At 44.2% G+C, this 25,618-nt stretch carries 23 protein-coding genes and 3 rRNA genes (1 of these 26 cut by a window edge); 14 read left to right on the plus strand and 12 right to left on the minus strand.

Annotated features, from left to right (window positions below; all coding sequences use genetic code 11):
* From MADE_RS00165 to rrf (MADE_RS00175), 3 genes are all read left to right on the plus strand, one after another.
* Positions 1 to 1,670, plus strand: a 23S ribosomal RNA gene (locus MADE_RS00165) (it extends 1,217 nt beyond the left edge of the window).
* 212 nt (positions 1,671 to 1,882) lie between these two features.
* Positions 1,883 to 1,998, plus strand: a 5S ribosomal RNA gene (rrf, locus tag MADE_RS00170).
* Positions 1,999 to 2,139: 141 nt separating this feature from the next.
* Positions 2,140 to 2,255: ribosomal RNA gene (rrf, locus tag MADE_RS00175) — 5S ribosomal RNA — on the plus strand.
* 98 nt (positions 2,256 to 2,353) lie between these two features.
* Here rrf (MADE_RS00175) and MADE_RS00180 read toward each other — a convergent pair.
* The 9 genes from MADE_RS00180 to MADE_RS00220 all read right to left on the minus strand — a co-directional run bounded on the left by MADE_RS00180 (position 2,354) and on the right by MADE_RS00220 (position 12,933).
* Entirely contained in the window at positions 2,354 to 2,884 is a 531-nt protein-coding gene (locus tag MADE_RS00180) for an acyloxyacyl hydrolase (RefSeq protein ID WP_012516556.1), read from the minus strand.
* Between the two features lie 136 nt (positions 2,885 to 3,020).
* Entirely contained in the window at positions 3,021 to 3,830 is an 810-nt protein-coding gene (locus MADE_RS00185) for a substrate-binding periplasmic protein (protein ID WP_012516557.1), read from the minus strand.
* 1 nt (position 3,831) lies between these two features.
* On the minus strand, positions 3,832 to 4,623 hold the full coding sequence (locus MADE_RS00190) for a type 2 periplasmic-binding domain-containing protein (protein WP_012516558.1): 792 nt from the start codon (positions 4,621 to 4,623) through the stop codon (positions 3,832 to 3,834).
* Positions 4,624 to 4,762: 139 nt separating this feature from the next.
* Positions 4,763 to 7,852: an error-prone DNA polymerase gene (locus MADE_RS00195; RefSeq protein WP_023559470.1), complete on the minus strand. Its 3,090-nt coding sequence runs from the start codon at positions 7,850 to 7,852 to the stop codon at positions 4,763 to 4,765.
* A 28-nt stretch (positions 7,853 to 7,880) separates the two neighbouring features.
* Positions 7,881 to 9,392 carry a Y-family DNA polymerase gene (locus MADE_RS00200; RefSeq protein WP_232362890.1) on the minus strand — a complete coding sequence of 504 codons (1,512 nt, stop codon included), beginning with the start codon at positions 9,390 to 9,392 and terminating at the stop codon, positions 7,881 to 7,883.
* Positions 9,338 to 10,042: a recombinase RecA gene (locus tag MADE_RS00205; protein WP_012516562.1), complete on the minus strand. Its 705-nt coding sequence runs from the start codon at positions 10,040 to 10,042 to the stop codon at positions 9,338 to 9,340. Before MADE_RS00205 ends, MADE_RS00200 begins: the two co-directional genes overlap by 55 nt.
* A 249-nt stretch (positions 10,043 to 10,291) precedes the next feature.
* Positions 10,292 to 10,804, minus strand: coding sequence for a hypothetical protein (locus MADE_RS00210; RefSeq protein WP_012516563.1), 513 nt, complete (start codon positions 10,802 to 10,804; stop codon positions 10,292 to 10,294).
* Between the two features lie 2 nt (positions 10,805 to 10,806).
* A complete protein-coding gene (locus MADE_RS00215; RefSeq protein ID WP_012516564.1) occupies positions 10,807 to 12,558 on the minus strand; it encodes a DUF885 domain-containing protein in 1,752 nt (583 codons plus the stop codon).
* Positions 12,559 to 12,597: 39 nt separating this feature from the next.
* Positions 12,598 to 12,933: a DUF1820 family protein gene (locus MADE_RS00220; protein WP_012516565.1), complete on the minus strand. Its 336-nt coding sequence runs from the start codon at positions 12,931 to 12,933 to the stop codon at positions 12,598 to 12,600.
* Positions 12,934 to 13,121: 188 nt separating this feature from the next.
* Here MADE_RS00220 and MADE_RS00225 point away from each other — a divergent pair, with 188 nt between their 5' ends.
* Together MADE_RS00225 and MADE_RS00230 are read left to right on the plus strand one after the other, a co-directional pair.
* A complete protein-coding gene (locus MADE_RS00225) occupies positions 13,122 to 14,759 on the plus strand; it encodes a M28 family metallopeptidase (RefSeq protein WP_012516566.1) in 1,638 nt (545 codons plus the stop codon).
* Positions 14,760 to 15,048: 289 nt separating this feature from the next.
* Complete coding sequence (locus tag MADE_RS00230) at positions 15,049 to 15,816, plus strand: glycosyltransferase family 2 protein (RefSeq protein WP_012516567.1); 768 nt, start codon at positions 15,049 to 15,051, stop codon at positions 15,814 to 15,816.
* Between the two features lie 111 nt (positions 15,817 to 15,927).
* Here the strand turns inward: MADE_RS00230 and slmA are convergent, their stop codons facing one another.
* Together slmA and coaBC are read right to left on the minus strand one after the other, a co-directional pair.
* Positions 15,928 to 16,515 (minus strand): nucleoid occlusion factor SlmA, encoded by a 588-nt coding sequence (slmA, locus tag MADE_RS00235; RefSeq protein ID WP_012516568.1) that lies wholly within the window; start codon positions 16,513 to 16,515, stop codon positions 15,928 to 15,930.
* A gap of 121 nt (positions 16,516 to 16,636) precedes the next feature.
* Entirely contained in the window at positions 16,637 to 17,860 is a 1,224-nt protein-coding gene (coaBC, locus tag MADE_RS00240) for a bifunctional phosphopantothenoylcysteine decarboxylase/phosphopantothenate--cysteine ligase CoaBC (RefSeq protein ID WP_012516569.1), read from the minus strand.
* A 205-nt stretch (positions 17,861 to 18,065) separates the two neighbouring features.
* Here coaBC and radC point away from each other — a divergent pair, with 205 nt between their 5' ends.
* The 9 genes from radC to mutM all read left to right on the plus strand — a co-directional run bounded on the left by radC (position 18,066) and on the right by mutM (position 25,097).
* A complete protein-coding gene (gene radC / locus MADE_RS00245; protein WP_012516570.1) occupies positions 18,066 to 18,743 on the plus strand; it encodes a RadC family protein in 678 nt (225 codons plus the stop codon).
* Positions 18,744 to 18,835: 92 nt separating this feature from the next.
* Entirely contained in the window at positions 18,836 to 19,195 is a 360-nt protein-coding gene (locus tag MADE_RS00250) for a hypothetical protein (RefSeq protein ID WP_012516571.1), read from the plus strand.
* Between the two features lie 93 nt (positions 19,196 to 19,288).
* Positions 19,289 to 19,978: a YjbF family lipoprotein gene (locus MADE_RS00255; RefSeq protein WP_012516572.1), complete on the plus strand. Its 690-nt coding sequence runs from the start codon at positions 19,289 to 19,291 to the stop codon at positions 19,976 to 19,978.
* Positions 19,978 to 20,727, plus strand: coding sequence for a capsule biosynthesis GfcC family protein (locus tag MADE_RS00260; protein WP_015065857.1), 750 nt, complete (start codon positions 19,978 to 19,980; stop codon positions 20,725 to 20,727). The genes MADE_RS00255 and MADE_RS00260 overlap by 1 nt, the downstream gene beginning before the upstream one ends.
* Positions 20,724 to 22,826, plus strand: a complete 2,103-nt coding sequence (locus MADE_RS00265) for a YjbH domain-containing protein (protein WP_012516575.1) — start codon at positions 20,724 to 20,726, stop codon at positions 22,824 to 22,826. Before MADE_RS00260 ends, MADE_RS00265 begins: the two co-directional genes overlap by 4 nt.
* Before the next feature lie 327 nt (positions 22,827 to 23,153).
* Positions 23,154 to 23,390, plus strand: coding sequence for a 50S ribosomal protein L28 (gene rpmB, locus MADE_RS00270; RefSeq protein ID WP_012516576.1), 237 nt, complete (start codon positions 23,154 to 23,156; stop codon positions 23,388 to 23,390).
* An 11-nt stretch (positions 23,391 to 23,401) separates the two neighbouring features.
* Positions 23,402 to 23,557 carry a 50S ribosomal protein L33 gene (rpmG, locus tag MADE_RS00275; protein WP_012516577.1) on the plus strand — a complete coding sequence of 52 codons (156 nt, stop codon included), beginning with the start codon at positions 23,402 to 23,404 and terminating at the stop codon, positions 23,555 to 23,557.
* A 265-nt stretch (positions 23,558 to 23,822) separates the two neighbouring features.
* Positions 23,823 to 24,287: a hypothetical protein gene (locus tag MADE_RS00280; protein WP_015065859.1), complete on the plus strand. Its 465-nt coding sequence runs from the start codon at positions 23,823 to 23,825 to the stop codon at positions 24,285 to 24,287.
* Positions 24,288 to 25,097: a bifunctional DNA-formamidopyrimidine glycosylase/DNA-(apurinic or apyrimidinic site) lyase gene (gene mutM / locus MADE_RS00285; protein WP_012516579.1), complete on the plus strand. Its 810-nt coding sequence runs from the start codon at positions 24,288 to 24,290 to the stop codon at positions 25,095 to 25,097.
* A 26-nt stretch (positions 25,098 to 25,123) separates the two neighbouring features.
* On the opposite strand, the gene coaD is transcribed toward mutM, so the two are convergent.
* Positions 25,124 to 25,612 carry a pantetheine-phosphate adenylyltransferase gene (coaD, locus tag MADE_RS00290; RefSeq protein ID WP_012516580.1) on the minus strand — a complete coding sequence of 163 codons (489 nt, stop codon included), beginning with the start codon at positions 25,610 to 25,612 and terminating at the stop codon, positions 25,124 to 25,126.
* Between the last annotated feature and the right edge of the window lie 6 nt (positions 25,613 to 25,618).

Below are 25,618 nucleotides of genomic sequence, written 5' to 3' on the forward strand. Positions count from 1 at the left end.
ATCACAAGTGCGAATGCTGACATGAGTAACGATAATGGGAGTGAAAAACTCCCACGCCGGAAGACCAAGGTTTCCTGTCCCATGCTAATCAGGGCAGGGTAAGTCGGCCCCTAAGGCGAGGCAGAAATGCGTAGTCGATGGGAAACGGATTAATATTTCCGTACTTATATAATCAGTGATGGAGGGACGGAGAAGGCTAGGCAAGCTTGGCGTTGGTTGTCCAAGTGAAAGTGTGTAGGCTAGTGACTTAGGTAAATCCGGGTCGCTCTTTAAAAGAGAATGCCGAGACACGAGACGAGCTCCCAAGGGAGTGAAGTTGTTGATGCCCTGCTTCCAGGAAAAGCTTCTAAACTTATGATTATATGAACCGTACCCCAAACCGACACAGGTGGTCAGGTAGAGAATACTAAGGCGCTTGAGAGAACTCGGGTGAAGGAACTCGGCAAAATTGTACCGTAACTTCGGGAGAAGGTACGCCTCTGTTTGTGAACACTTTACGTGGTAAGCAAATGGAGGCCGCAGTGACCAGGTGGCTGGGACTGTTTATTAAAAACACAGCACTCTGCAAACTCGTAAGAGGACGTATAGGGTGTGACACCTGCCCGGTGCCGGAAGGTTAATTGATGGGGTTAGTCCTCGGACGAAGCTCTTGATCGAAGCCCCGGTAAACGGCGGCCGTAACTATAACGGTCCTAAGGTAGCGAAATTCCTTGTCGGGTAAGTTCCGACCTGCACGAATGGTGTAACCATGGCCACGCTGTCTCCACCCGAGACTCAGTGAAATTGAAATCGCAGTGAAGATGCTGTGTACCCGCACCTAGACGGAAAGACCCCGTGAACCTTTACTACAGCTTGGCACTGAACATTGAACCTACATGTGTAGGATAGGTGGGAGGCTTTGAAGCACAGTCGCTAGATTGTGTGGAGCCGTCCTTGAAATACCACCCTTGTATGTTTGATGTTCTAACATTGGCCCCTTATCGGGGTTGTGGACAGTGTCTGGTGGGTAGTTTGACTGGGGCGGTCTCCTCCCAAATAGTAACGGAGGAGCACGAAGGTTAGCTAATCACGGTCGGACATCGTGAGGTTAGTGCAATGGCATAAGCTAGCTTAACTGCGAGACAGACACGTCGAGCAGGTACGAAAGTAGGTCATAGTGATCCGGTGGTTCTGTATGGAAGGGCCATCGCTCAACGGATAAAAGGTACTCCGGGGATAACAGGCTGATACCGCCCAAGAGTTCATATCGACGGCGGTGTTTGGCACCTCGATGTCGGCTCATCACATCCTGGGGCTGAAGTCGGTCCCAAGGGTATGGCTGTTCGCCATTTAAAGTGGTACGCGAGCTGGGTTTAGAACGTCGTGAGACAGTTCGGTCCCTATCTGGTGTGGGCGTTGGATGATTGATGGGAGCTGCTCCTAGTACGAGAGGACCGGAGTGGACGAACCGCTGGTGTTCGGGTTGTCATGCCAATGGCATTGCCCGGTAGCTATGTTCGGAACGGATAACCGCTGAAAGCATCTAAGCGGGAAGCCGGCCCAAAGATGAGTCATCCCTGACCTTTAAGGTCTGGAAGGGTTGTTATAGACGATGACGTTGATAGGCAGGGTGTGGAAGCGTTGTAAGGCGTTAAGCTAACCTGTACTAATTGCCCGAGAGGCTTAACCATACAACGCCTAAAAGGCTTCGAAGAGAAGTTGGCGTTGTAAGCAAATGATAAGTAAATCGATAGGATGTGACAAACAACAATATGTACTGTTGGTCCTCCTTGCGCAAAAGTCATGATAAAAAGCAATCATGATTTTGCACGACAAATAGAGTAAAAAGTAGTTACTCACTGATTGAATTAATATTATCTTTCCCAAATTGTTACCAGTTTTTCCTGGCAGCCATAGCGATACGGTACCACCTGACTCCATTCCGAACTCAGAAGTGAAACGTATTAGCGCCGATGGTAGTGTGGGGTTTCCCCATGTGAGAGTAGGACACTGCCAGGTCCTATTAAGAAGAACCCGCCTAACGGCGGGTTTTTTGCTTTATATAGAAGCCGCTACATTTTTATGTATACGGCTTACAGAATTTAGTAAAGTTGATAGTAACCAGCTTTACGCAGTAAACGCTACTGCAAACCAGTTTTTCCTGGCAGCCATAGCGATACGGTACCACCTGAAACCATTTCGAACTCAGAAGTGAAACGTATTAGCGCCAATGGTAGTGTGGGGTTTCCCCATGTGAGAGTAGGACACTGCCAGGTCGGAAAACCCATTAAAAGAAAACCGCCTACCGGCGGTTTTTTTGCTTCTGGAAGAAACAAAATAATAGGGTCAGAGTCAGAACTCTGCCCCCATTTAGTTAGAAGTGGTAGGAGTATGACAAGTTTAGGAAGTCTAGTCCTGGGTTGTCGTTATTAAAGCCACCATTTGAAAAGTGCATATAACGCAGGGCAACGTGTTGCTTCTTATTGATCTCTACAAACACGCCCAATCTGTCTTCAAATTGGTAGTTAGAGCCAATATCTTTACCTGCCACTTTTTGATCGCCAATGTAGCTTGCGCCAATACCTGCTTCTATATATACAGGATACTTGTCATATAGTGTGGATATCTGTTTCATAAAAACAGGCGTCAGTGACGCGCCATAGCTTGTACTGTGCGTATCGTTCTCGCCATATTCCCAAACAACCGCACTAACTTCCCAGTAAAGCTTTATGTCGCCAAACCAATCTGTAGCTAATGTTTGTTCAAGCGGTCGGTATGCGAAGCGCATACCGTCAATGTCATCGAATCCATGCATGTAGTCAACGCTCACGGTTTGCCGTGCTTGTGCTGTAGTCGCAGTAAAAGCGATAAAAAAAGAAAATAAAAGTAATGTTACCTGTTTCATAATTGCTCCTTGATCTGCTAATCAATAAGCAAAATGTTTTCCATCTGATAAAAGTACTTAATATCAGTGGTTTATTTTTTTTTGGGGTTTCTTTTTACTACCGATAATCGTGTTATTTACTGACTTTGTGGAAGATTTACAGAGGAGACCAAAGCATGTTGTCTCGAAGTTCTTGCTCTTTCATTAATTGTTTAATTAAGTGCTTCGTCTCTTCGATACCGTATTTTTCTTTTATCTTATTTATAGTTTCAGATTTTGAATGTAAAAACGCATTTAGCTCTTCAATAATGTTGGGGTATTTAAGCGTAGACAGTGAAAACGAGACCGCATTGTGGGGAAGGGTTAAATCAGCGCTAAATGGCCCAACTTGAGGGTGTCGGCGAATAATATGTCGGGCTACGTTATACTCAATGTCCATAGCATCCACTTCGCCATTGTGAAGAAGTGATAAGCCTTCGTATACGCTAGCAACAGTAAAAGTATTTACGGTACCTTCACTAATTTGCTTCTTCCACTTCACCGGTGAAAAACCATCAGGAATAACAAGTTTTCCGATGCTACTAACGCCCTTATTTGTGTTTTCAGGTTTGATTAATGTTACTGAAAACGTCTCGATTAAAGGGGGAGAATAGATTTTATTAAGGTTATACGTTAACGAGTTGTTCCATCGAGGGTTATCTGGAAAAACAAAGTCAACGTTGCCTTTTTTCAGCTCAATTTGAAGGCGTTTAGCTGGCATACTTAGATAGACAAACTGATGTCCGCTTTGTTTGGAAAATGCTTCAAGGATGGCCCAGCCCAACCCTTTTTCATGTTTTGAAGAAAAGTTGTAGTAAGGATCGTACGCAATATTTTGAGCGCCTACGATAAAGGTTTCGGCCTGAATGGCAGGGGTAAAAAGTGCCAGCGCGAACAAAAATGATCTAACATGTCTTAAACCGTTCACCCTACTTCCAAACCTCTTCAATTTCTAATCCTTGTTGCTCTAAAAGTTGTTGAAATAAACGCTCAGTGTCTGTCATTTCATATTTGGCTTTTATATTAGCAATTAATTCTGGGTTTGAGGACATGAAATCATTGAGTTCAGTAATAATATCTTGGTGATAAAGCGTAGATAAAGAAAATGGAATGTCATTATGTGGAAGCGTCAAATCTAAAACAAATGCGTCTTGCTCAAAATAATAAGGCGCAGAATGCTTATGGACAAAATATTCCAAGTCGAGCGCATCCACACGTTCTTGATACACCAAGGTTAGCCCTTGTTGGATATCTTTAACCCATGTGATATCTGTACTCTGATTATCTATTCGCACTTGCCAATTTACAGGTGTAAAACCTAACGGCATGGCAAGGTGTTTTATATTATCTATGCCTTGGCCTGCGTTTTCCCGCTTTACGATAGTTCCTGTTAATGCGCGTGTTATTGGCGCAGAGAAGTATTTTTCTTTAGAGGTTGTAATACTGTTATACCAGCCTCTATTGTCAGGATATACAAAGTCTACATTACCTTTAGCTAATTCAAGCTGAAGTCTTCTAATTGGTAGACTTACGTAAACAAATTTGTGCCCGGAAGCTTCAGAAAAAGCTTCTAATATTGACCAAGCTACACCTTTATCAACCGTAGATGAAAAATCATAATGAGGGAAATATGCTAAGCTCTGTGCACCGATAATGTATTTCCCTGCGCTTATATTAATACTGGCCAAACAGCCACATAAAAGCGCAACCCATCGCTTCATGTTAAACCCCAAAATAATAACTAAAATTTACGATATGCATTTGACTGATATGGTTGGCGATCCTAATGAAGCCAATCATTACAAAAAATATAGCTTTTTTTAGTATACATTAGACTATAAGTACCAAGGCGTTAAACCCCTAATGAAAGTCTCGCGAATTGAGCGAAATACTTTCCAGCCAGGGTGTTCTATCGATAAGTTTGCCGGCAATAATATGAATTACCCCCTCTTTAGAGCGTTCAATAATACCGTTAACTTGCAGAAGCTTTGCTTTTAAGAAAGTCTTTTGCTGAGCGCGTGCTGTGGCTTGCCAGACAACCACGTTTATATTGCCAATGTCGTCCTCTAATGTAAGAAAGGTAACGCCTGCGGCTGTACCAGGGGCTTGACGTCCGGTCACGGCACCTAGCACTTTAACTACCGACTTATTCTTCTTGTTAATAAGCGTGTTAGACCAGCTGATATCATTGAGTTTATGCTGGCGTTTAAGCAGCGAAATAGGATGGTTGTTAACTGACAAACCTGTCGATGCATAGTCTTCGAGTAAATTTTGCGCATCTGATGGTTTATTTTTTAAAGGCGAATAGCCTTGTTTAGTATTCACCTCTACAGTGTCGAAAAGCGGCAGGCGTGTTTGCGTGTCCATTATTCGCCAGCGTGTTTCGTAGCGGTTGCCGGAAATAGTGCGAAACGCATCGGCGCTCGCTAGCGCCTCTAGCTCGTTACTTTTAATCGATAAATGCTGAATTTGCTCTATATGGGTATAGCCTGCTGCCGGGCGGTTTTTCACAATCTTGTGTGACGCTACTTCACTTAACCCTTTAATCAGCTTAAGCCCTAATTGAATATATTTATCTTCACCCTTGGTAACTAAAGTGTGCTCAGTGTCTGACTTGTTTACACAGGGGGCTTCTACATAAATATTGTGTCGCTTCGCATCTTGAACTAACTGTGACGGCGTATAAAAACCCATTGGCCAGCTGTTTAATAACGCTACGTAAAATTCCACGGGAAAGTAAAACTTTAGCCAGCAAGACACATACGCTAATACTGCGAAAGACGCTGAGTGAGATTCTGGAAAACCATAACCTGCAAACCCTTTAATTTGTTCAAACAAGTTATGTGCAAACGTACTGTCGTAGCCTTTATTCGTCATTCCTTTAATTAACTTGTCTCTAAACTCGAAAATTCTGCCATCTTTTTTCCAGCTCGCCATTGCGCGGCGTAGCTGATCGGCTTCCCCTCCGCTAAACCCTGCGGCTACCATGGCTAGCTGTATAACTTGCTCTTGAAATATAGGTACTCCCATGGTGCGCGACAGAACTTTTTCAACTTCTTTTGATGGGTAGCTAATAGTTTCATTGCCGTGCCGGCGTATTAAATAAGGATGTACCATATCCCCCTGAATTGGGCCTGGTCGTACGATAGCTATTTGCACTACCAAGTCGTAATAACGGCGGGGTTTAAGCCGCGGAAGCATAGACATTTGTGCCCGCGATTCTATTTGGAAAACCCCAACGGTATCAGCGCGACATATCATGTCGAATACTTGCTTGTCATCACCAAGCTTGGTGATAAAAGGAATGCTTGTCTCGACGGGGTATTGCTTATTGATTAAGGAGAATGCGCGCCGAATGGCGCTTAACATGCCAAGGGCCAGAACATCCACTTTTAATAAGCCAAGGGTTTCTATATCGTCTTTATCCCATTGAATAATAGTGCGCGCTTCCATTGCTGCATTCTCTACAGGAACTAGGTCATACAGGGGCCCAGCACTAATTACAAAGCCGCCTACGTGCTGCGATAAATGTCGGGGCGTTCCTAATAGCGCTTCAGTTAAGCTAATTAGCTGCTGTACACGTTTTTCTTCAGGGTTTAACCCAAGGTCTGCCAATTGGGACTTCCAAGGAATAACGCTGTCCCGTCGGTTTATTTGTTTAACCACAAAGTCTAGCTGAGACTCGCTAAATCCAAGGGCCTTCCCTACATCTTTAAACGCTGATTTAAAGCGATAGCAGATAACGGTAGCTGCAATTGCAGTTCTTTCTCTGCCATATTTTTTATAGATGTATTGAATAATTTCTTCTCGGCGTTGATGCTCAAAATCTACATCAATGTCTGGCGGTTCATTACGCTCTTTGGAAATAAACCGCTCAAACAGCACGCTAATTTGCCTTGGGTCGACAGCGGTTATTTCTAAACAATAGCAAACCACCGAATTAGCGGCTGAGCCTCGGCCTTGGTATAAAATGCGCTGCTGTTTGGCAAATTGAACAATGTCGTAAATCGTTAAAAAGAAGTACTCATACTCTTGCTCAGCAATCAGCCTGAGTTCTTTTTCTATTGTTTGCCTTATCTCTGACGTAATGCCTTCAGGGAAGCGAATCTTAATGCCTTCTTCCACGCGCTCTCTTAAATATGAGGTGGGTGTATAGCCTTCAGGCACAAGTTCAGCAGGGTATTGGTAGCGCAACTCTTCTAAAGAGAAGGTAAATTGTTGGGCAAGGCTATGGGTATTAGCCAGCCACTTTTCAGGATAAAGCTTTTTTATTTTATGGGTTGTACGCAAACTACGCTCTGCATTGCTTAGCGCTTCTCTTCCTATCTCGTGTACGGTGGTGTGCACTTTGGTGGTGTGCAAAATATGCTGTAACGGTAGTCTATCTGCATGATGCATTAATGCACCAGTACAGGCGATGACAGGAAAAGCGTAGGTAGACTGTAAGTGATTATAATGCGCAAACCTATGATGGTCACGCCCGTCTAGCAGGCGTTGCGCGCCGATAAAGGCGTCTATATTGGGGTGTTTCTGTAGCCACTGTGCCCAATACTTATCCTCATTCACCTCACCGCTAGGCAGCCAGATGAATTTACAGTGGCGAATGGTGCGTAAGTCCCACTCGGCAAGCTGATACTCCCCTTTTTCAGAGCGTCTTCTGGCGTTAGTGATAATACGGCACAGTTCGCTGTAGGCCGCTTTGTTTGGGCACAGCAATACAAAAGATAATGTCTTATCAAATATGAAATAGCTGCCTACGATAAGCTTAATGGGCAACCCTTGGTGTGTAATTTCATCGAAAGCGCGTACCACTCCTGCCACTGAGCATTCATCGGTTATTGCTATAGCCTCATAACCAAGAAAAGAGGCCGTGGTTACTAGTTCTGCTGGGGAAGAGGCGCCGCAGAGAAAGCTATAATGGCTTTGGCAAAAGAGTTCACTGTACTTCATGGTATTGCCTTATCTTAAGCGCTTAGGGCTAACAAAAAATACCTTGTACCCACCAGTGACTTTGCGCATCTTTAAACACTAAAAGCCTTACACTTTGAGGCGTTTGCGCTATAAAGTAGTCACGGTTTGTAGGGGGATCTCGCCACCACTCGCTATGCAGGCGTACCGGTCCGAAGCATATCTGTGATGGTTGAATAAGCGGTTTAGGCGCTTCAAAGGTGAAGGTTGGGGTGATATCACTGCTGTAGGAATAGCCACTGCCGTTTGGTTCTGACACCGTCATATATTCAAACTGGTGGCTATTGGTAGCGCAAGGCTGAAAAGTACTGTGATCGCCTAACTTAGCGTTTAGGCGACCAATTAGTTGCTTTTGTGCCACATCGTTAAATCTATCGCTAAAAAAGTCGCCATTGTTGCTATCTATTTCTTCAAACTGTTGGCACCGAACGCCAATGGCGGTGGCCGGTTCCGGTAACTCAAGGTTCTCTGTTTTAAGTGTGAATAAAGGTAGCCAGCTTTTAACGGATGCCTGAGGAAGCGCAGAGCGGATATTAATATCCAAAACGGGTGCTTCTCTAAAATGAATATGCACACTTATACTGGATGTGTATAAGTTTCTTGCGCGTAAATAGTGCGATAAGTGCTCGAACTGCTGGGTCACAAAAGGGGTTAGGTGTTGTGTATTTTCTATATCAAAAGGTAACAGCGTAAAATTATCGAAGTGCTCTAGCGGCCTAAACAGCGTAACCCGAGGAAAGATCTCCCCCCTAAGTGCGGTAAGGTACACAATCGTATTATTGTCAAAGCGCTTGCCTAGCTCTTGAACTGGCATTGCCAGTAACTCATGTACACGAGTAATACCTACTCTGGTCAGTGATTCTATAACTTTTGACGCAAGCGCCGTGGTAGAAAGAGGGCAAGCACCAAGCGCCTGTTTAATTTCTTGTTGCGCATGTAAGTAGGTATTGTGTTTGTGAAGCACAAGTACTTTGGCGGCTTCTATTGTCCATGCACTAGCGAAATGGTAACGAACATTGGCCTCAAATAACGCCTGAGTTAATGTTTTCCAGAGTGCCTCATGACCGCCATAATAGTGACTGAGATTATCTAACCTTATAGCCAAACCATCAGGAGCGTCTAGCACAATATCAGACGCCAACGGATAAAGCCTATGCGCCAGCTGAGTTAGCATATGTTTTTCATTTTCTTCATTGAAAGGCAAAATGTGTACATAAGGGCACAGCGCAGCCGCTTGAGCTAACCCATGACCTATTTCAATACCTTCTTTTTTCGCAACCTCGTTACATTGAATTATTTTGCTCGCTTTACTGCTATACACAGCTACTGGTGTACTTAAAGGCAGCGATGAGTCTGCGCTGCTATCAAGTTGCCCAGGCACTTTGCTATTCAACGTTTTATTGTTAGTTGCTTGATTGTGGCCATCAAGAGTGAGTTGATAGCAGTGAATATAGGCCCACAGCATGGTTAACTCACAGAGTGGAGCGCCTGATCGGAAAGCGTATTGTGTGCCATCGCCCATTTGATCGCTCGATTGTCAGGTGTCCACTGATGGGATATAACAATGTTATCTTTAGGCCAACCATGGCGCTGCTTGCGTATGCTTATTGATAAGGTGTGCGGCTCCCCTAACAAAGCGAGATCTAAAGCAATCGGTAAAGCACTAGCGTTGGTATTTTGCTGTGATATACGCTGTTGCTGTGGCGTATAAAGTAAGCACAATGCATCGTTATGTGTTGCGGCTACTTGTAAACGTCGCGCTGCTTTTTGACCTACGGCATTGCTCCATAACACTACACAATGACAGGCGGAGCTTTTTAAACATTGCTCTGCCGCCCATAATGACTCTTGCTGTGAGCTTGCCTTTACTACAAGCACTTGCTGCGCGTTTAACCCTAAATTTTCTAACCAAGGTGACTGTAACAGCCCTGGTGGGTTAATAAACACGACAAGTTTATGCGTACGGTGCCTACAGATAACCTCTTTGAATAACGAAAGTTCACCGACCCCCGTTAATGAAGCTATACGTACAAGGCCAGTAGACGCAACGCCTCCGTTAAGCGCTTTATCGAGATGCGGAAAGCCTAGTGAAAACTTTGCTTCACTTTGCTTTTTTTCTCTGGCCCGCCAGATATGCGGGTGGTTGTTAAGCACAGATAGCGGTTTGTTCATGACACTCAAAATAAACTGTATTTTTATACAGTATTATAGTGCAGCAAAAAGCCTTTTCAAGCCAAAAGGCTTTCGCCCCATTGTTTTGAATGCTAACTCACTGATTAGTTTGAAAAGGTAGAAGATTAAACTTTGAAAAATGGGAGGAAGAGTGGCTAAGGGTGCTAACCTTTGCAATGCATGAAAGATCAACACCCTAGCACATAGGTAATGCAGTAATAATGTAAATTAAACCGCGGAGTTTTAGCGCTACCCTTCAGCTGTCGGCGTTTTCGTTGGTTTTGCTGTAGTGCCATTTACCGTTGCTGTAACCATTTGGCAAAAGGCAATAAAACCATCCGCGGTATTCTTTGACCATACCATGCGTACATTTCCTGGCAGCGCCTTTACCACCTCGCGAATGTCTTCAAGGCTAACATCTTCGTTAAGCAACGCCTTATTCAGCGACTCTTCTAGTGACATACCCTTCTCACAGCACGCCATAATAATGGTCGAGAAGTTTTGCATTAGCGGGTGTAGCGCTTGGTACTGAACCTGATCGATAAGACGACTTTTATAGGCACTTTCAATACGTGATGTTAGGTTCTTTTCTAATGCATCTGTAACAAGAACCAAGTTGCGATAAACATAAGTCACCTTACTATTCGTTTGCTTATTCGAGTGGCGCAACAGCGCCAACTCTTTCTGTAAGTTCTGCGCTCGCAGCACAAAGTAAATTAAAAACAGGATGAGTAATCCAATAACACCAAATGCAACGATCATGTTTATTTAGCCTTTTGTTCTTCTATAAACGCATCGATATGTTGTTCTAAAATGAATAGTGGAACCGAGCCATTTTCTAAAACAGCGCGGTGGAATTTGCGAACGTCGAAACGTTCTCCTAATTCACTTTCTGCTTTTTCTCGTAGCGCTTTAATTTTGATTTCGCCAATTTTGTAAGACAGCGCTTGCGCGGGCCATGAAATATAGCGGTCAATTTCCGTATTCACGTTATGCTCAGAAAGGGCAGTATTTTCCATCATATAATTTACGGCTTGCTGGCGGCTCCAGCCCATAGTGTGCATGCCAGTATCAACAACTAAGCGGCATGCGCGCCACATTTCATAGCTTAAGCGGCCAAAGTTGTCGTAAGGCGTTTCATAAATACCGGCCTCAATACCCAAAAACTCAGAGTACAGGCCCCAGCCTTCACCAAACGCTGAAATATAAGTATTACGACGTACCATTGGTAAGTCTTCAAGTTCTGCTGCCAGTGATATCTGAAGGTGATGACCCGGCACGGCCTCATGTAATGTTAGCGCAGGTAGTGCATATAAAGGGCGCTTATCAAGGGCATAGGTATTTACCCAGTAATAGCCTGGTTGATCATCGCGGCTAGGGTGGATGTAACGGCCCGTGGTGTACTTAGGCGCAATGGCGTCAGGCACAGGAGCAACGCCGTAGGGCGTTCGCGGTAGATATTCAAATAATGAAGGCAGCTTAGCGTCCATTTTCTTGGCAATAAACGACGCTTCTTTTAATAAGTCTTCTGCGCTGGTGGCGTAAAACTGAGGGTCTTTGCGCAAAAAAGTGATGAAGTCGTTAATCGTACCATCAAAGTCAAGTTCATCTACAATTTGTTGCATTTGCGCGCGGATGCGTTTGACTTCTGACAGCCCCAGGTCGTGGATTTCTTGGGGCGTCATATCAGTAGTCGTATAATGCTTTGCGCGATTGGCGTAATACGCTACGCCATCAGGCCAGTTATTGGCAGCAATATCTTCACGAGCATTAGGAATATATTCATTCACCATAAAGTCGTAAAACGCCTGATATGCGGGAAGGACACTCGTGTTTATCGCTGCTTTGCCTTGTTCAATTAATGCTGACTTTTGTTCGGCAGTAAAGTACTCAGGAAAGCGGGTAAACGGAGAATAAAAACCACTGTCTTCGGCATTTTCTACAATGTATGACGCCACCGAATTTTCAAACCCTTCAAGCACCACTTTAGGCTGCGTATAGCCCTCTTTTAATGCCTGCTTCATATATGTTATCTGCTGATCAAAGTAGTCATGTAAAGCATTTAAGCGGCTAATGTAAGCTTGATAATCTTCCACGCGCTTAAATGTGGACACGTTCGGTAAAGATGCCATGGCACCGTGAAAACCGTATTCAGAGTTAATGGGCACTAAATGAGAGCGATAGGTGTATTCATCTACATAGTTAGCCAACCGGTATTGTTGCATCAGTAGTGCAATATACCCGTCGGTAGAAATGTCTTCTTTTTTGTACTGACTTAGTGCTTTTTGAAATGCACGCCATTGTTCGTTTTTGGCTTTTAATGCTTCAGGTGAAATATCAGGTAAAGCATGTGCTAGTGTGTTATCGCCTTGACGGGAAGCCAATAGGGGAGAAACGGAAAGCTCGTATTGCCAAATGTCATCAAGCAGTTGATACAAGCTTTCATCATTAAGGACTTTTGCCGGTGAACTAGCACTGCAAATTAGTAGTAATGCTGCTAATAGATAGCGATACATAAGGGTCTCCGGTAACCTTTACCGGATAGACTCCAGCGGCTACTCTTTCGTTGGTGTATATATTGGGCTAGGGAAAGCCGTTACTTTATCAGATTTATTCTCCAATTTAGTAATTTTGGCCGTTCCTTTTTTATTTACGGCGTCAATGCGTAAAACGTTGTGCATAGGAACGTAAGTTTTTGTTACTTCTGAAAATTCATTTTTTAGTCTTTCATGACTGGGATCGACAACAACACTCGTGTGGGTATCCCACACAAAGTCGCCTATCTCGATAAAGCCAAATAAAGCACCTTGTATAAGGGTTTTTACATATAACTCGTAATGCTCTCCATTGCTGATGAACTTTACGCGATAAAGAATATCGTCTTTCGACATGGATGCTGCTCTTCACTAAAAAATAAAAATACTCCCGGAATCTGATCCGGCGTTTGGCTAACAATTTTACCTTGCTCCTAAAATGCGAGCAACGGTAGGAAACGCATGGTAAACGTAAGGAGTTTAATGGTATTACGCCCAGTATCTGCGTTACCATTGTACCCACTTAGTTATACGGTGAAATTAAAATGATAAAAAAACTCCTTATAGGTAGTGCAATGACGGCAATGACATTTGCTGCAACCGCACATAACCACGCATCGACAGATAATGCTTTCAACCCTGATACACAGCGAATTAAGTCTCACCTGTTTTTTCTAGCAGATGACTTGCTTGAAGGTCGTGACACTGGCTCTCGAGGCCATGAAATTGCGGCCCTTTACATCGCTACTGAGTTTGCAAAGTACGGTTTAACCCCAGCGGGCACCGACGGCTATATGCAGAACGTAACGTTTCGCAAAGCCAACCTGGTACAAGAATCGCCAAGCTTTTCCTTCACACAAAACGGTGAAACGGTAAACTTTGATTACCCGAAAGAATACTTAGCTGGCCCGAGCTTGCTTAACACTGATGCCAGTGTAAAAGGCGAAATGGTATTTGTAGGTTACGGTATTGTGGCAGATGAATTATCGCACAACGATTACAAAGACCTTGATGTAGAAGGCAAAATTGTCGTTGCGCTTGCGGGTAAGCCAAGTGACTTCCCCTCAGAGGAAGGGGCACATTTTGCGTCGGGTTATCAAAAGCAGAAATACGCTGTAGATAATGGCGCTATTGGCATGATTACCATTACTACGCCTAAAAACGAGAAAGTACGCCCTTATCAAAGCCGTTTGAACTACATTCATACGCCGCGCATGGCGTGGTTAGATGACAGCGGTCAACCTGCGAACAGCTTTTCTCAGCTTAAAGGCGGCGCTTATATGAGCGAAGGGGCTGCACGTAAGCTGTTCAAAGGTGCAGAGAAAAGCCTTGATGACGTATACGCACAGCTTGAAGCTGACAAAGTACCACAAGGTTTTGCGCTAAATGGCGTGGTAGATATCAGCAAGAAGAGCGTTCACGACACCATCACAAGCCCGAACGTTGTGGGTGTACTAGAAGGTTCAGACCCAGAGCTTAAAGATGAGTACGTGGTTTTCTCTGCGCACTCTGATCACATTGGTTTTGCCAAAACCGTGAAAAAGGACAACATCAACAATGGCGCAATGGACAACGCGTCTGGCACGTCGGTAATGTTGGAAACCGCACGCTTGTTTAGCGAAATGAAAGAAAAGCCAAAGCGCTCAATTCTTTTCGTGTCGGTAACCGGTGAAGAGAAAGGCCTGTTAGGTGCAGACTATTTCGCCCGTAACCCAACCGTACCTGTTACTTCAATGGTGGCGAACGTAAACTTAGATATGCCAATTCTGACCTACGAGTTTGCTGACGTTATTGCCTTTGGCGCGAACCACAGTGATTTGCAAGACTCTGTGGAAAAAGCGGCGGCGAATGCAGATATCGAGCTAAGCCCAGATCCGTGGCCAGAGCAGGCACTTTTCACACGCTCAGATCACTACGCGTTTGTGAAACAGGGTGTACCTTCAGTATTTATGGTGCCAGGTCTTAAATCAAAAGATCCTAACGTAGATGGCAGCAAGGTGTTCGGCCAGTTCTTATCTACGCACTACCACAAGCCTAGCGATGATATTAATCAGCCATTTAACTGGAATGCGGCAGAAACCTTCACAAAGGTTAATGCACAAATTGGTTGGACATTAGCAAACCAGAAGAACAAGCCTCAATGGAACAGCGGCGACTTCTTTGGGAATACGTTTAGTAAGTAGTGATTACTTAGGTTAAATTAGGAAAGCAGCATTTTTGTGCTGCTTTTTTCCTCTCAAGCAGATATTACAGTCGTAGCGAGCTCGTTTATGCGTTGGCGATGACTGATCTATCGCTGGCATTAACCTTTCAAAGCCCAACAGAAAGTGCTACTTTTTCGCGCTGAAACTGACTTCAGTAAAAATAGTCAAAATATAAACTGACGGAACTTTCCATATCGGCTTGGCGCTTTTCTAAAGATCACTTATGAACACAAAGAAATAACGCATAGCAATACTTAAGGGTTAAATCATGAAGAATACGCTTTCTGTCATTGTGATCACAAAGAATGAAGAAGATCGAATATCACGTTGTTTAAGCTCAGTAACACACATTGCTGATGAAATAATTGTCTTTGATAGCGGTAGCACCGACAAGACCGTTGAAATAGCTAAACAATTCACTGATAAGTTGTTTGTTACCGATTGGCAAGGCTATGGAATCCAAAAGCAAAGAGCGTTGGATAAGGCAGCGTGCGATTGGGTTTTATCAATCGATGCAGATGAGGAAGTAGATTCAAAACTTGCTCAAGAAATAACAAGCCTTTTAAATCAAGACGTTATTGAACATAATGCCTATAAGGTGAGGTGGAAAAACATCATCTTCGGTAAACCCACCCGATTTGGTAGAACTGCGAGAGCGTGTACTCGGTTGTTCAGAAGGCATGGCTCTAGATTTGATGGGGCTATTGTTCATGAAAAGGTACTTTTCGAAGGTGAGACTGGCGTAATTAAAAAGGGCTTCTTAAATCATTACTCTATCCGAGATTTTGAGCACCTGCTGTATAAAAATAGACTCTACGCAGTATTGATGGCTGAAAAGAAATTCGCCAAAGGCAAAAAGAGTTATGGAATACCGCTTGCGGTTCTTAGAGGGCTAATCACTTTCATACAAATATATGTATTCAGGCTTGGCTTTTTAGATGGTGGCAGAGGGCTTTTGTACGCCGTTATTTATGCACAGTATACTTTTAATAAGTATGCAGGCTTGTGGTCTCTCGAGCAACAGAGTAAACAATAACTACTAGAAGTAACCACGCTAGATGCTAAAGCAGTTACCAAAAGTTGACTGCAACAAGAAAAAGGCACTTACATGCGCCTTTCATTTTAGTAGCTCTTGTGTTTGTTTTACTTAAACAAACATCTGCTTAAACGCAGCCCATTGTTCGTTGAACTGTTCAGTAGGCTTACGAGTAAAGCCACTGCGAATAAAGCCATTAATGCGACCGTCAGTGTAGCAAATCATCATATTAGCAATAATTGCTTCATCTGCTGAAAGGGTTTTCCCTTCGCGCAGTTTGCGCTCTCTTAACACCTGTTTAAGCTGGGTTTCTAAACGCTCAAACAGTTTTGCAATGCGTGCACGTAATCGGTCTTGCTCACCCATTAGCGCATCACCATTTAATATGCGGGTTATGCCTGGGTTCTTTTCCGCAAAGCCTAAAATTAGGTGCAGTATAAGCTGGCAGCGTGTTAGTGAATCTTTTTCTTCATTCACTATTTTATTAATACGCGTGAAAAGCGTTTCTTCGATGAACTCGATAAGCCCTTCAAACATTCGCGCCTTACTGGGAAAATGGCGATAAAGCGCAGCTTCAGACACGCCAACTTTTTCCGCTAATTTAGCCGTAGTGATACGTTGACCTGGGCTGGTTTCTAACATTCCAGCAAGTGCTTGCAGAATTTGCGCTCTGCGATTGGTTTTTTTGACAGCAGGCATGACGAAAGTATTTCCTCCGCTACCGAGTTAACGCAACTCGGGCTCCATGTTAAGTTGGCTTACGCCAAAGCGTTTATATTTATCGTTGTTATTATCGACACTTAATAAGCATCTGTTAGTTTTAATTGTTTAAAGCGAAACGTTCTGCAATAAGAGCGAGCAGTTGACCCGCTAGCTCATCTTTACTGGTAGCTGGCAAGCGTTTGTCACCATCTTGCCAAATAACATGTAAGGCGTTTTTATCGCTGTTAAACCCAAGACCTTCTGTGGTGATGTCGTTAGCGGCAATCATATCTAATTTCTTTTTAGCGAGTTTTGAGCGCGCGTAATTTTCCACATTTTGGCTTTCCGCTGCAAAGCCAACGCAAAATGGTCTGTCTTGTCTGTTGGATATCGTTGCTAGAATATCAGGGTTTTTAACAAAAGTAAGTGTTAACTCATCACCTGTTTTCTTAATTTTGTTGTCAGCAATGCTCACAGCTTTGTAATCGGCAACCGCTGCAGTGCTGATAAAAATATCTGTAGCAGGTGCTAGCTTTTCACAGGCATTGAGCATCTCGTCGGCTGTGGTTACATTAACACGAGCGCAGCTGTAAGGTGTATCAAGTGTCACTGGCCCTGCCACTAAAGTCACCTTCGCCCCCGCCAACGCGGCCGCTTGCGCAATCGCAAACCCCATTTTGCCCGAACTGTGGTTTGAAATATAACGTACAGGGTCTAAGGGTTCTCTTGTTGGCCCTGCGGTAATAGTAAGGTTTTTGCCAACAAGAGAGTTTAGCGTGTGAGAGGTTGACGGTGAGCTTTTGCTATCACTGTTCAATATTTCTGCAATATCGACGGGTTCTACCATTCGCCCAGAACCCACATCTCCGCATGCCTGCTCACCACTCGCTGGGCCTATAAATGTAACGCCGTCGGTTTTCAGCGTATCAATATTGCGCTGCGTAGCCACAGCTTTCCACATTTGCTGGTTCATAGCCGGCGCAATATACAGCTTGGCTGTTGTTGCTAGATACAAAGTAGTAAGCAAATCATCTGCCATGCCGTGGGCTAGCTTAGCCAGTGTATTGGCGGTAGCTGGCGCGATAAGCAGTATGTCGGCCCACTTGGCTAATTCGATATGCCCCATGGCCGCCTCTGCAGCCGGGTCTAAAAGGTGCTGGTGAACAGGGTTGCCCGACACGGCCTGTAGTGAAAGGGGGCTGACAAACTCTGCCGCAGAATTGGTAATCACTACGCGTACATTTGCACCAAGTGCAGTAAGCTTTCGCACCAAGTCGGGGGCTTTGTAAGCAGCAATGCCGCCTGTAACGCCTAGCAAAATGTTTTTATTAGCAATAGACATAAAAGAATACTAAATCTAGAAATTACCCATAGCCTACCATGGGGATAAAAAATCGGATAGCTGAACAAAAGTAGATCCTTCTTTCATGCACGGTATTTATACATCGCTTATTTACCGCAAAGAACAAACTGGCCTTTTATTCAGTCGTCAGCGTGGCGAGATTCAATTATAACCACAGTTTTACTGAGCTGGTGGACCGTCAAATATGTCGATAAAAGTATGGCCAAAAAGTGAAAGGCCAAGAGAAAAGCTATTGCAGTATGGTGCAGAGAACTTAAGTGATGCTGAGCTTATTGCCGTGTTATTGGGTAAAGGAGTTAAAGGAAAAAACGCAGTATCTGTAGCACATGAATTACTCAATGAATTAGGGTGCTTGCGCGGTGTGGTAACGGCAACGAAAGACGAGTTTGCTAAAGTAACAGGCATTGGCCCGTGTAAATATGCCCAGTTTCAAGCTGGCTTTGAAATATTTAAGCGCAATTTAGAAATTAAGCTTCAGCGGGAAGACGTGTTTAATAATGTGGATGATACTAAGCGCTACTTACAAGCCAAATTAAGAGACTGCCAGCGGGAAAAATTCGCGCTTTTAATGCTAGATAGTCAGCATCAACTCATCGCATTTCGCACTATGTTCAACGGAACGATCAATAGCGCGGCGGTATATCCCAGAGAATTGATCAAACAAGTAATGATCGACAATGCAGCCGCGATCATTTTAGTCCATAATCATCCCTCAGGCGTAGCAGAACCAAGCCATGCGGATATTCGTCTAACAACAGAGATCAAAAGTGCAATGGCATCGATCGATGTGCCTGTTCTCGATCATTTTGTGGTTGGAGACAAAGAAACTATTTCATTCGCACAGCGAGGCTTGCTAACATAAGAAATCTAAGTCATTTATCGATTACAATCTAGTCAAATGGTTGAAAATGATTTAGTATAGGATTTAGTGGGTAATTTTATTAAAGGACTGTTATGAAGAAGTCAATTATTGCATTGTTTGCAGCTGCCACTATGGCAGCAGGTGTTAACGCACAAGATGGCGAAGGTGGTGCTGGTGCAGGTGGTGCGGGCGCAGTAAGCGGTGGACTAATCGCTACTGGTGTTGTTGCTGCTGGTATTATCGCTGGTGTTGCTAACAATAACTCGGCAGACGCGCCAGGAAATGGTGGTACTACTCCAGGTCAACCTACTTGTGAAGGCGACGATCCACTAGTAGACGGCGTATGTGTTGGTACAACTAATACTGTTACCGTAACTACTTCTGGTACAAGCACTGTAACTAAAACAATTACTGTGCCTGTTACATTTACTTACGCGCCGACCGTACAGTAAATTTAAGAGTATTCGAAAAAGCCGCTTTTATTAGCGGCTTTTTTTATTTGTATCGCAAAATAATTTGTTTTTAGTTTTAGTCGGCGTACCTTAATGAAACTACACATTCTATCGGCCATTCTAGGCTTTATTTGCCTTTCTCTTTCTGGGTGTTCCACTACAACACTCGCCTATTACAATACGCTCAAACTCGCTTTAAAAGACAGAACCGTTACTTATACTGTTGAAGAAATTGCTGCCAGTAAAGCCGATCTTATGCAGATAAAAGCCGGTGAGCGCGACGGAGCCTCTTTAGCTTTGGCGTACATCGACGGCGACAAATACAAATGGGTATCAGGTGATAAAGTTATCTTCACAATGCACCACGGTATCATCGTTAAAACAGAAGGCTTAGACAACGACATCTACTACACCGGCAACTTACAGCACAATCCACTGGCAACGAATAATGTTTTGCCATTTAACTGGAAGCGCAAGGTCGATATCGCAACTATCGGTTATGGCATACCTGTAGACTCGTCATGGCGAATTGAGGGTGAGGAAACTCGCGAATACCTTGGGTACTCTGTGCCTGTAATTAAGGTTGTTGAGCGCGTATCATTTTCAGAATACACCCCTTTTATCGACGTGGGGCTATCGTGGGAAAATACCTACTTTTTGCATAAGTACTCCAAAGAGTTGTTGGCCTCTAAGCAGCAATTTAGTCCAGAGGGAAACGTATACGATATGGTCTACCTAAGTCGAATTGTGCGTGAAATGAACAAGCAAGGAGCGACGCAATAATGAAGTTTATCTCTACGCTTATTGCGGTATTGAGTATCACTATATCGGGGTCGCTATTGGCTGACGAAGATACCGTTAGCATTATGATTAACAAGCAAACGTATCAGTTTGATAGACCAATAAGACTGTCGAGTGCGCTGTCTATCGTTGCTGATAACGGCGACTGGTACTGGCCTAGTGCATCTGCGTTTGACTTAACTAACCCTAAAGCCGAGCGCGAAAAAGAAATCGCGTTGTCCCAAATTAGAACGCTTCTCACACAGTTTGATAAAGACTCTGAAACTCACGTTGCGTTACAGAATTTATACGAGCAAGTGGCGTCATGGACAGTGTCAACCCGTATCGACATGCCCATTTCCTACAACCGGGCCAGACTGTTCTTTGAAGACAACCCTATGTTTCAACCGGGTAAGTATTGGATTCGCTTAAACGGCAGACCGAATGTGGTGCATTTCTCTGGCGCTGTAGTAAAACCAGGTGCCTATAAGCATCAAAGCGATACCTCGGTCTATACCGCAGTACACACTGTTAAAAAGGCAGTAGATGCAGACAGAAGCCATGTCTATGTGATTGATCCAAGAGGCAACATTGAAGAGAAAGGTATTGCTTACTGGAATTTAGACTTTGCTCAGCTTATGCCAGGCAGTCAGGTTTACGTACCTATTTCTTCAGAGCTTTTCAGCGACAAACTAAAGCAACTTAATGAGCGCGTTGCCGCGTTAGCAGTACATAGGGTTTTACCTCAATGAGTGCGCCACTACTTTCTAAGAAAACAACACTTGCGCTTGTAATTGGAAGCGCACTTTCTTCTACCACGCTCGCCGATACGCAACTTCGCGTTACGCCATCTCAAATGGTGCAGGGGGGGAACGGTCTTATTCAAACGCCTACCGCACGTATTCGTGAAGAAGGCGGCATGGCCATTAACTATACCGACAATGGCGAATACCGTTTTTGGTCGGTCAATATTCAGCTGTACGACTGGATGGAAGCAACAGCGCGCTATACCGATGTGCGTACGCGATTATATAGCCAAGTTGATTCGTTCAGTGGCGATCAAACCCTTAAAGATAAAGGTTTAGATGTCAAATTTAGGCTGTGGGAAGAAAGCTACTATTTACCCGACATTAGCGTGGGCTTTAGAGATTTCGGCGGTACTGGCTTTTTTGAAAGTGAATACGTAAATGCCAGTAAATCGGTAGGCCCGTTTGACTTTCACTTAGGTGTTGGCTGGGGTTATTTAGGAACCGCCGACGATATCACTAACCCATTTTGTGAGGTTAAAGATAGCTTCTGTGAACGCCCTGGCGGATTCTCAGGCCGTGGTGGTAAAGTCGATTACGACCAGTTTTTTAAAGGTACTACAGCGTTCTTTGGTGGCGTAGAGTACCAAACGCCTTGGGAGCCACTAACTTTAAAGCTGGAGTTCGAAGGTAATGATTACTCTCGTGACAGAGCTGGGCGACTAGAGCAAGACTCACGCTGGAATGTGGGCGCGGTTTACCGCTACAAAGATTTTGACTTCTCGCTAAACTATCAGCGAGGCAATACCATCGGCTTTGGTGTTACCTATCGATTCAACATGAATACGGCATCGCAAATCAAGTTTGACGACGACCCGCGAAACCTGATGGGTAGAAACGCCCCTTCTGATGTTAAAGACGTGAATAAGTCTCGACTCTATAACGATTTGTACAACTCGGGCGGTTTTATCTTGTCCGATGCCGAAATTAAAGAAGACAGTGCGACTTTCTACGGAACGCAGGTTAAATATCGCGATCAAGATGAAGCAATTGAGCGAGTGGGTCGCGTCGCTGCATCAGAACTGCCTGATAGCGTAAAAACTTATCACATGGTAGATAACCGCGGCGGCCTGCCAATGGTCGACACGCAAATAGATGCCGAAGCATTTATCTCTGCCGCGCGCTATGAGTCAGTAGATGCCGACATAACCGAAACCTACGTAAGAACGTCGCCTTCTAAAGAGGTATTGGAAGCGTATGACCCTGAAAATACGTCAGGGCTTTTTTACAGCGCCGATTTCTTCTTCACCCAGTCGTTCGGTAACCCCGAAGATTTCTATTTGTATCAAACCGGGTTGTTGCTAAACGGCGGCTATGCGTTTAATGAAAACTTCTCGGTTATGAGTAGCGCGCGAGTAACGCTACTTGATAACTTCGATAAGTTTAATTACTTGGTAGACGGTGAAGACGTATCCTTACCGCGTGTACGTACCCGAGTACGTGAGTATGTATCTGAAAACGATGTGTGGTTAGACACGGCATTTTTACATTACAAAGACAATGTTGCTGAAGATACGTATTTCCAGGCGTATGCAGGTTACCTAGAAACGATGTTCGCAGGTGTGGGGGGCGAAGTGCTCTATCGCCCTGTAGATAGCAATGTCGCCTATGGTATAGATATCAATTACGTGAAACAGCGTGACCCTTATAGCCAAACAGGGTTAGAAGATTACGACGCCATAACCGGTCACGCCAGTGTGTATTGGCAGCCGGAATTTCTTGATGATACGCAAATTACGGTAAGCGCAGGTCAATTTTTGGCGAAAGACAAAGGCGTTAATATCGACTATGCCAAGCGCTTTGACAGCGGCATTATCGTGGGTGCGTATGCGGCATTTACCGATGTATCTTCAGAAGAGTATGGCGAAGGCAGTTTCACCAAAGGTTTCTATATTTCCATTCCTACCGACTTGTTCCTATTGGAGCCGTCGAAAGGCCGTGGTCTATTCCCTTGGGTACCTATTTCACGTGATGGTGGGCAAATGCTTCGCAGGCCATCTCGTTTAATTGATTTAACAGAAACAAGGTCGCCTTTTTACGACTAACGAAATAAACGCCACTTCATGTGGCGTTTTTTTAGTTTTTTCTGGGCACCGCCACGCTAAAATATAAATTCAAATAGCGTATTTATTCATAGCCTAAATGCGAAAGGAAAAGTACAATACAGCACGCAAAAAAAGAGGGGTGGTGGTATTTTGCGCAAAAATAGTACGTAAAAGTAACCTTTTTGTACTTTCTTATTGAAATGATCCTGCCTTTGCTGTATAAAATGCGCCCTCTAATTTATAGTAATACGTCATTTGACCCAACCACTGTTTGAGCGCTTGGGATTAACTGACGCGACAGTTATCGTTGTTCTGGAGACAAATACAATGTCAAGAGTATGCCAAGTAACAGGTAAGCGTCCAACGGTTGGTAATAACCGTTCACACGCACGAAATGCGACTCGTCGTCGCTTTTTACCAAACCTTCAAACACACCGTTTTTGGGTTGAGAGCGAAAGCCGTTTTGTTAAACTACGTTTGTCTGCTAAAGGCATGCGTATCATCGATAAAAAAGGTATCGATTCAGTACTAACTGATATCCGTGCCCGTGGTGAGAAAATCTAAGGAAGCCGACAATGCGTGATAAAATTAAACTAGTTTCTTCAGCAGGTACAGGTTTCTTCTACACCACTGATAAAAACAAGCGTAACATGCCTGGCAAAATGGAGATCAAAAAGTATGATCCCGTTGTGCGTAAGCACGTTATGTTCAAAGAGGCCAAAATCAAGTAATTAGCTTGCTTTTGTCTCCACGAAAACCCAGCCTTTGCTGGGTTTTTTGCTTTTTGATACTTTTACCTTCCCAAGCGTAGATTTTGATCTAGCGCGATCCACCTAGCCATACACGAATGATCCCACGTTTTTCAACGATCGCAGTACGGTAAGTCAGTGTATTACTTAATGCCTACAGCCTTTTATTGAATTGAATTAGCTAATGCACGAATGAGGTATTACTATATTGCGTTATCTTTGGGTTCATATTTCGCGGGTATAATACGTGGCTAGAATTTCACAGCGAGCAATGAATAACGTGGTCATCATAGCTATGCTTGTCATGATTGCATTGTTTAATTTAGATAGCTTACGTCCACAAAAAAACGTTGTGGAAACCCGCAGTTTGCTACCCGAAAATGCTTATGTGTTAAAAATTGAGCACGATGGACATAGCTTAGAGCGCATAGGGCAACAGTGGCGTCAGAAAGGGCATACCGAAAGCCTTGCCATTACACCTGACGTGCAGTTTTCTCATTGGCAGCGTGGTGTACTTAACCCGGTCACAAAGGTGCCGGCCGATCTTAGCCAGACACAGCCCTACATTGTGGTTGCTTGGCTGGCGGGTAACAGCAACGGGCTGGTTTACGCTATCTACCCAAATACCAGACCTACCGTGATCAAATTCGAAAATAACTGGTACACATTAACTAATACAGATATCGATAATTTATTACCTTGGACATTGTAAATGCCTGAATTACCCGAAGTTGAAGTAAGCCGTTTGGGCGTCTCACCACATCTTATTGGCAACACGATTACCCGTGTTGTGGTTCGCGAGCGAAGAATGCGTTGGCCTATTCCACAAGAGGTGGCCAAGGTTGAGGGGCAAAAGGTCACGGCCGTAAAGCGCCGCGCTAAATATCTATTGATTGAGACAGCGCAGGGTACGCTAATTTTACACTTGGGCATGTCGGGTAAACTACGGGTTATCGACGCTTCTACCCCAGTGATTAAGCACGACCATGTGGACATTGTGCTTAGCACGGGTAAATGTCTGCGCTTTAACGACCCTAGACGCTTCGGTGCCGTGCTGTATCAAGCGCCAGATACACACATTCCCATGCTTGATAATCTTGGGCCTGAGCCCCTTACAGACGATTTTGACGATACGCGCTTATTTACCCTGTCACGCAACCGCAAAGGCCCAGTGAAAAACTTCATTATGGATAATGCTATTGTGGTGGGGGTTGGAAATATCTATGCAAACGAAGCGCTATTTTTAGCGGGTATCGATCCAAGGCGTGCCGCCGGTAATATCAGTGCAGCCCGCTACAAGTCGTTAACCGCTACAATAAAGCAAGTGTTGGCAAAAGCCATTGAACAGGGCGGCACTACGTTAAAAGATTTTGCGCAAACAGATGGCAAGCCTGGCTATTTCGCCCAACACCTTAATGTCTATGGCCGAAAAGGAGAGCCATGCGAGGCGTGTGGTAAGGCGATAGAAAGCAAAGTAATCGGGCAGCGCAATACCTTCTTTTGTACTCGCTGCCAACGTTAATACCGATAAATGCCTGTTACAGGCATTTAGTTTTTCTTACCTAACCTGTCTCTTAACGCTTGCTCTACTACAGGGTGGCAGAAACCGCTTACCGCGCCGCGATGAAGGGCCACTTCTTTTACTAGCGTTGAAGAAATAAACGAGTTTTCTTCAGCAGGGGTGAGGAACACGCTTTCTAATTTTGGGTTCAAGCGACGGTTCATGTTGGCCAATTGAAATTCATATTCAAAGTCCGATACTGCACGCAGGCCTCGAATCAAAATAGTCGCATTTTGCTCATCGGCGAAATCAGCCAACAGGCCTGTAAAACCCACAACTTCGACATTAGGTAAATCTGCCGTTACCTTCTTAATCATTTCTACCCGTTCTTCCAACGTAAATAGTGGCTTCTTACTCGGGTTTGAAGCAATAGCAACAATCACATGAGAAAATAACTGAGATGCGCGTTCAATAAGGTCTGCATGACCATTTGTTATAGGGTCGAAAGTACCAGGGTAAAGTGCTCGTGTGTGCATAAAGTC

Source organism: Alteromonas mediterranea DE, from assembly GCF_000020585.3.
GTDB lineage: Bacteria > Pseudomonadota > Gammaproteobacteria > Enterobacterales > Alteromonadaceae > Alteromonas > Alteromonas mediterranea.

What these genes read in the sequence shown, in the direction of transcription:
- slmA (WP_012516568.1), bottom strand. Translation starts at nt 16,515, where the DNA reads ATGCCTGCTGTCAAAAAAACCAATCGCAGAGCGCAAATTCTGCAAGCA.
- MADE_RS00190 (WP_012516558.1), bottom strand. Translation starts at nt 4,623, where the DNA reads ATGAAGCGATGGGTTGCGCTTTTATGTGGCTGTTTGGCCAGTATTAAT.
- MADE_RS00250 (WP_012516571.1), top strand. Translation starts at nt 18,836, where the DNA reads ATGAAGAAGTCAATTATTGCATTGTTTGCAGCTGCCACTATGGCAGCA.
- coaD (WP_012516580.1), bottom strand. Translation starts at nt 25,612, where the DNA reads ATGCACACACGAGCACTTTACCCTGGTACTTTCGACCCTATAACAAAT.
- MADE_RS00180 (WP_012516556.1), bottom strand. Translation starts at nt 2,884, where the DNA reads ATGAAACAGGTAACATTACTTTTATTTTCTTTTTTTATCGCTTTTACT.
- MADE_RS00230 (WP_012516567.1), top strand. Translation starts at nt 15,049, where the DNA reads ATGAAGAATACGCTTTCTGTCATTGTGATCACAAAGAATGAAGAAGAT.
- MADE_RS00210 (WP_012516563.1), bottom strand. Translation starts at nt 10,804, where the DNA reads ATGATCGTTGCATTTGGTGTTATTGGATTACTCATCCTGTTTTTAATT.
- MADE_RS00265 (WP_012516575.1), top strand. Translation starts at nt 20,724, where the DNA reads ATGAGTGCGCCACTACTTTCTAAGAAAACAACACTTGCGCTTGTAATT.
- MADE_RS00225 (WP_012516566.1), top strand. Translation starts at nt 13,122, where the DNA reads ATGATAAAAAAACTCCTTATAGGTAGTGCAATGACGGCAATGACATTT.
- MADE_RS00220 (WP_012516565.1), bottom strand. Translation starts at nt 12,933, where the DNA reads ATGTCGAAAGACGATATTCTTTATCGCGTAAAGTTCATCAGCAATGGA.
- radC (WP_012516570.1), top strand. Translation starts at nt 18,066, where the DNA reads ATGTCGATAAAAGTATGGCCAAAAAGTGAAAGGCCAAGAGAAAAGCTA.
- MADE_RS00200 (WP_232362890.1), bottom strand. Translation starts at nt 9,392, where the DNA reads ATGGGCGATGGCACACAATACGCTTTCCGATCAGGCGCTCCACTCTGT.
- coaBC (WP_012516569.1), bottom strand. Translation starts at nt 17,860, where the DNA reads ATGTCTATTGCTAATAAAAACATTTTGCTAGGCGTTACAGGCGGCATT.
- MADE_RS00195 (WP_023559470.1), bottom strand. Translation starts at nt 7,852, where the DNA reads ATGAAGTACAGTGAACTCTTTTGCCAAAGCCATTATAGCTTTCTCTGC.
- MADE_RS00215 (WP_012516564.1), bottom strand. Translation starts at nt 12,558, where the DNA reads ATGTATCGCTATCTATTAGCAGCATTACTACTAATTTGCAGTGCTAGT.
- MADE_RS00255 (WP_012516572.1), top strand. Translation starts at nt 19,289, where the DNA reads ATGAAACTACACATTCTATCGGCCATTCTAGGCTTTATTTGCCTTTCT.
- MADE_RS00205 (WP_012516562.1), bottom strand. Translation starts at nt 10,042, where the DNA reads ATGAACAAACCGCTATCTGTGCTTAACAACCACCCGCATATCTGGCGG.
- MADE_RS00260 (WP_015065857.1), top strand. Translation starts at nt 19,978, where the DNA reads ATGAAGTTTATCTCTACGCTTATTGCGGTATTGAGTATCACTATATCG.
- mutM (WP_012516579.1), top strand. Translation starts at nt 24,288, where the DNA reads ATGCCTGAATTACCCGAAGTTGAAGTAAGCCGTTTGGGCGTCTCACCA.
- rpmB (WP_012516576.1), top strand. Translation starts at nt 23,154, where the DNA reads ATGTCAAGAGTATGCCAAGTAACAGGTAAGCGTCCAACGGTTGGTAAT.
- rpmG (WP_012516577.1), top strand. Translation starts at nt 23,402, where the DNA reads ATGCGTGATAAAATTAAACTAGTTTCTTCAGCAGGTACAGGTTTCTTC.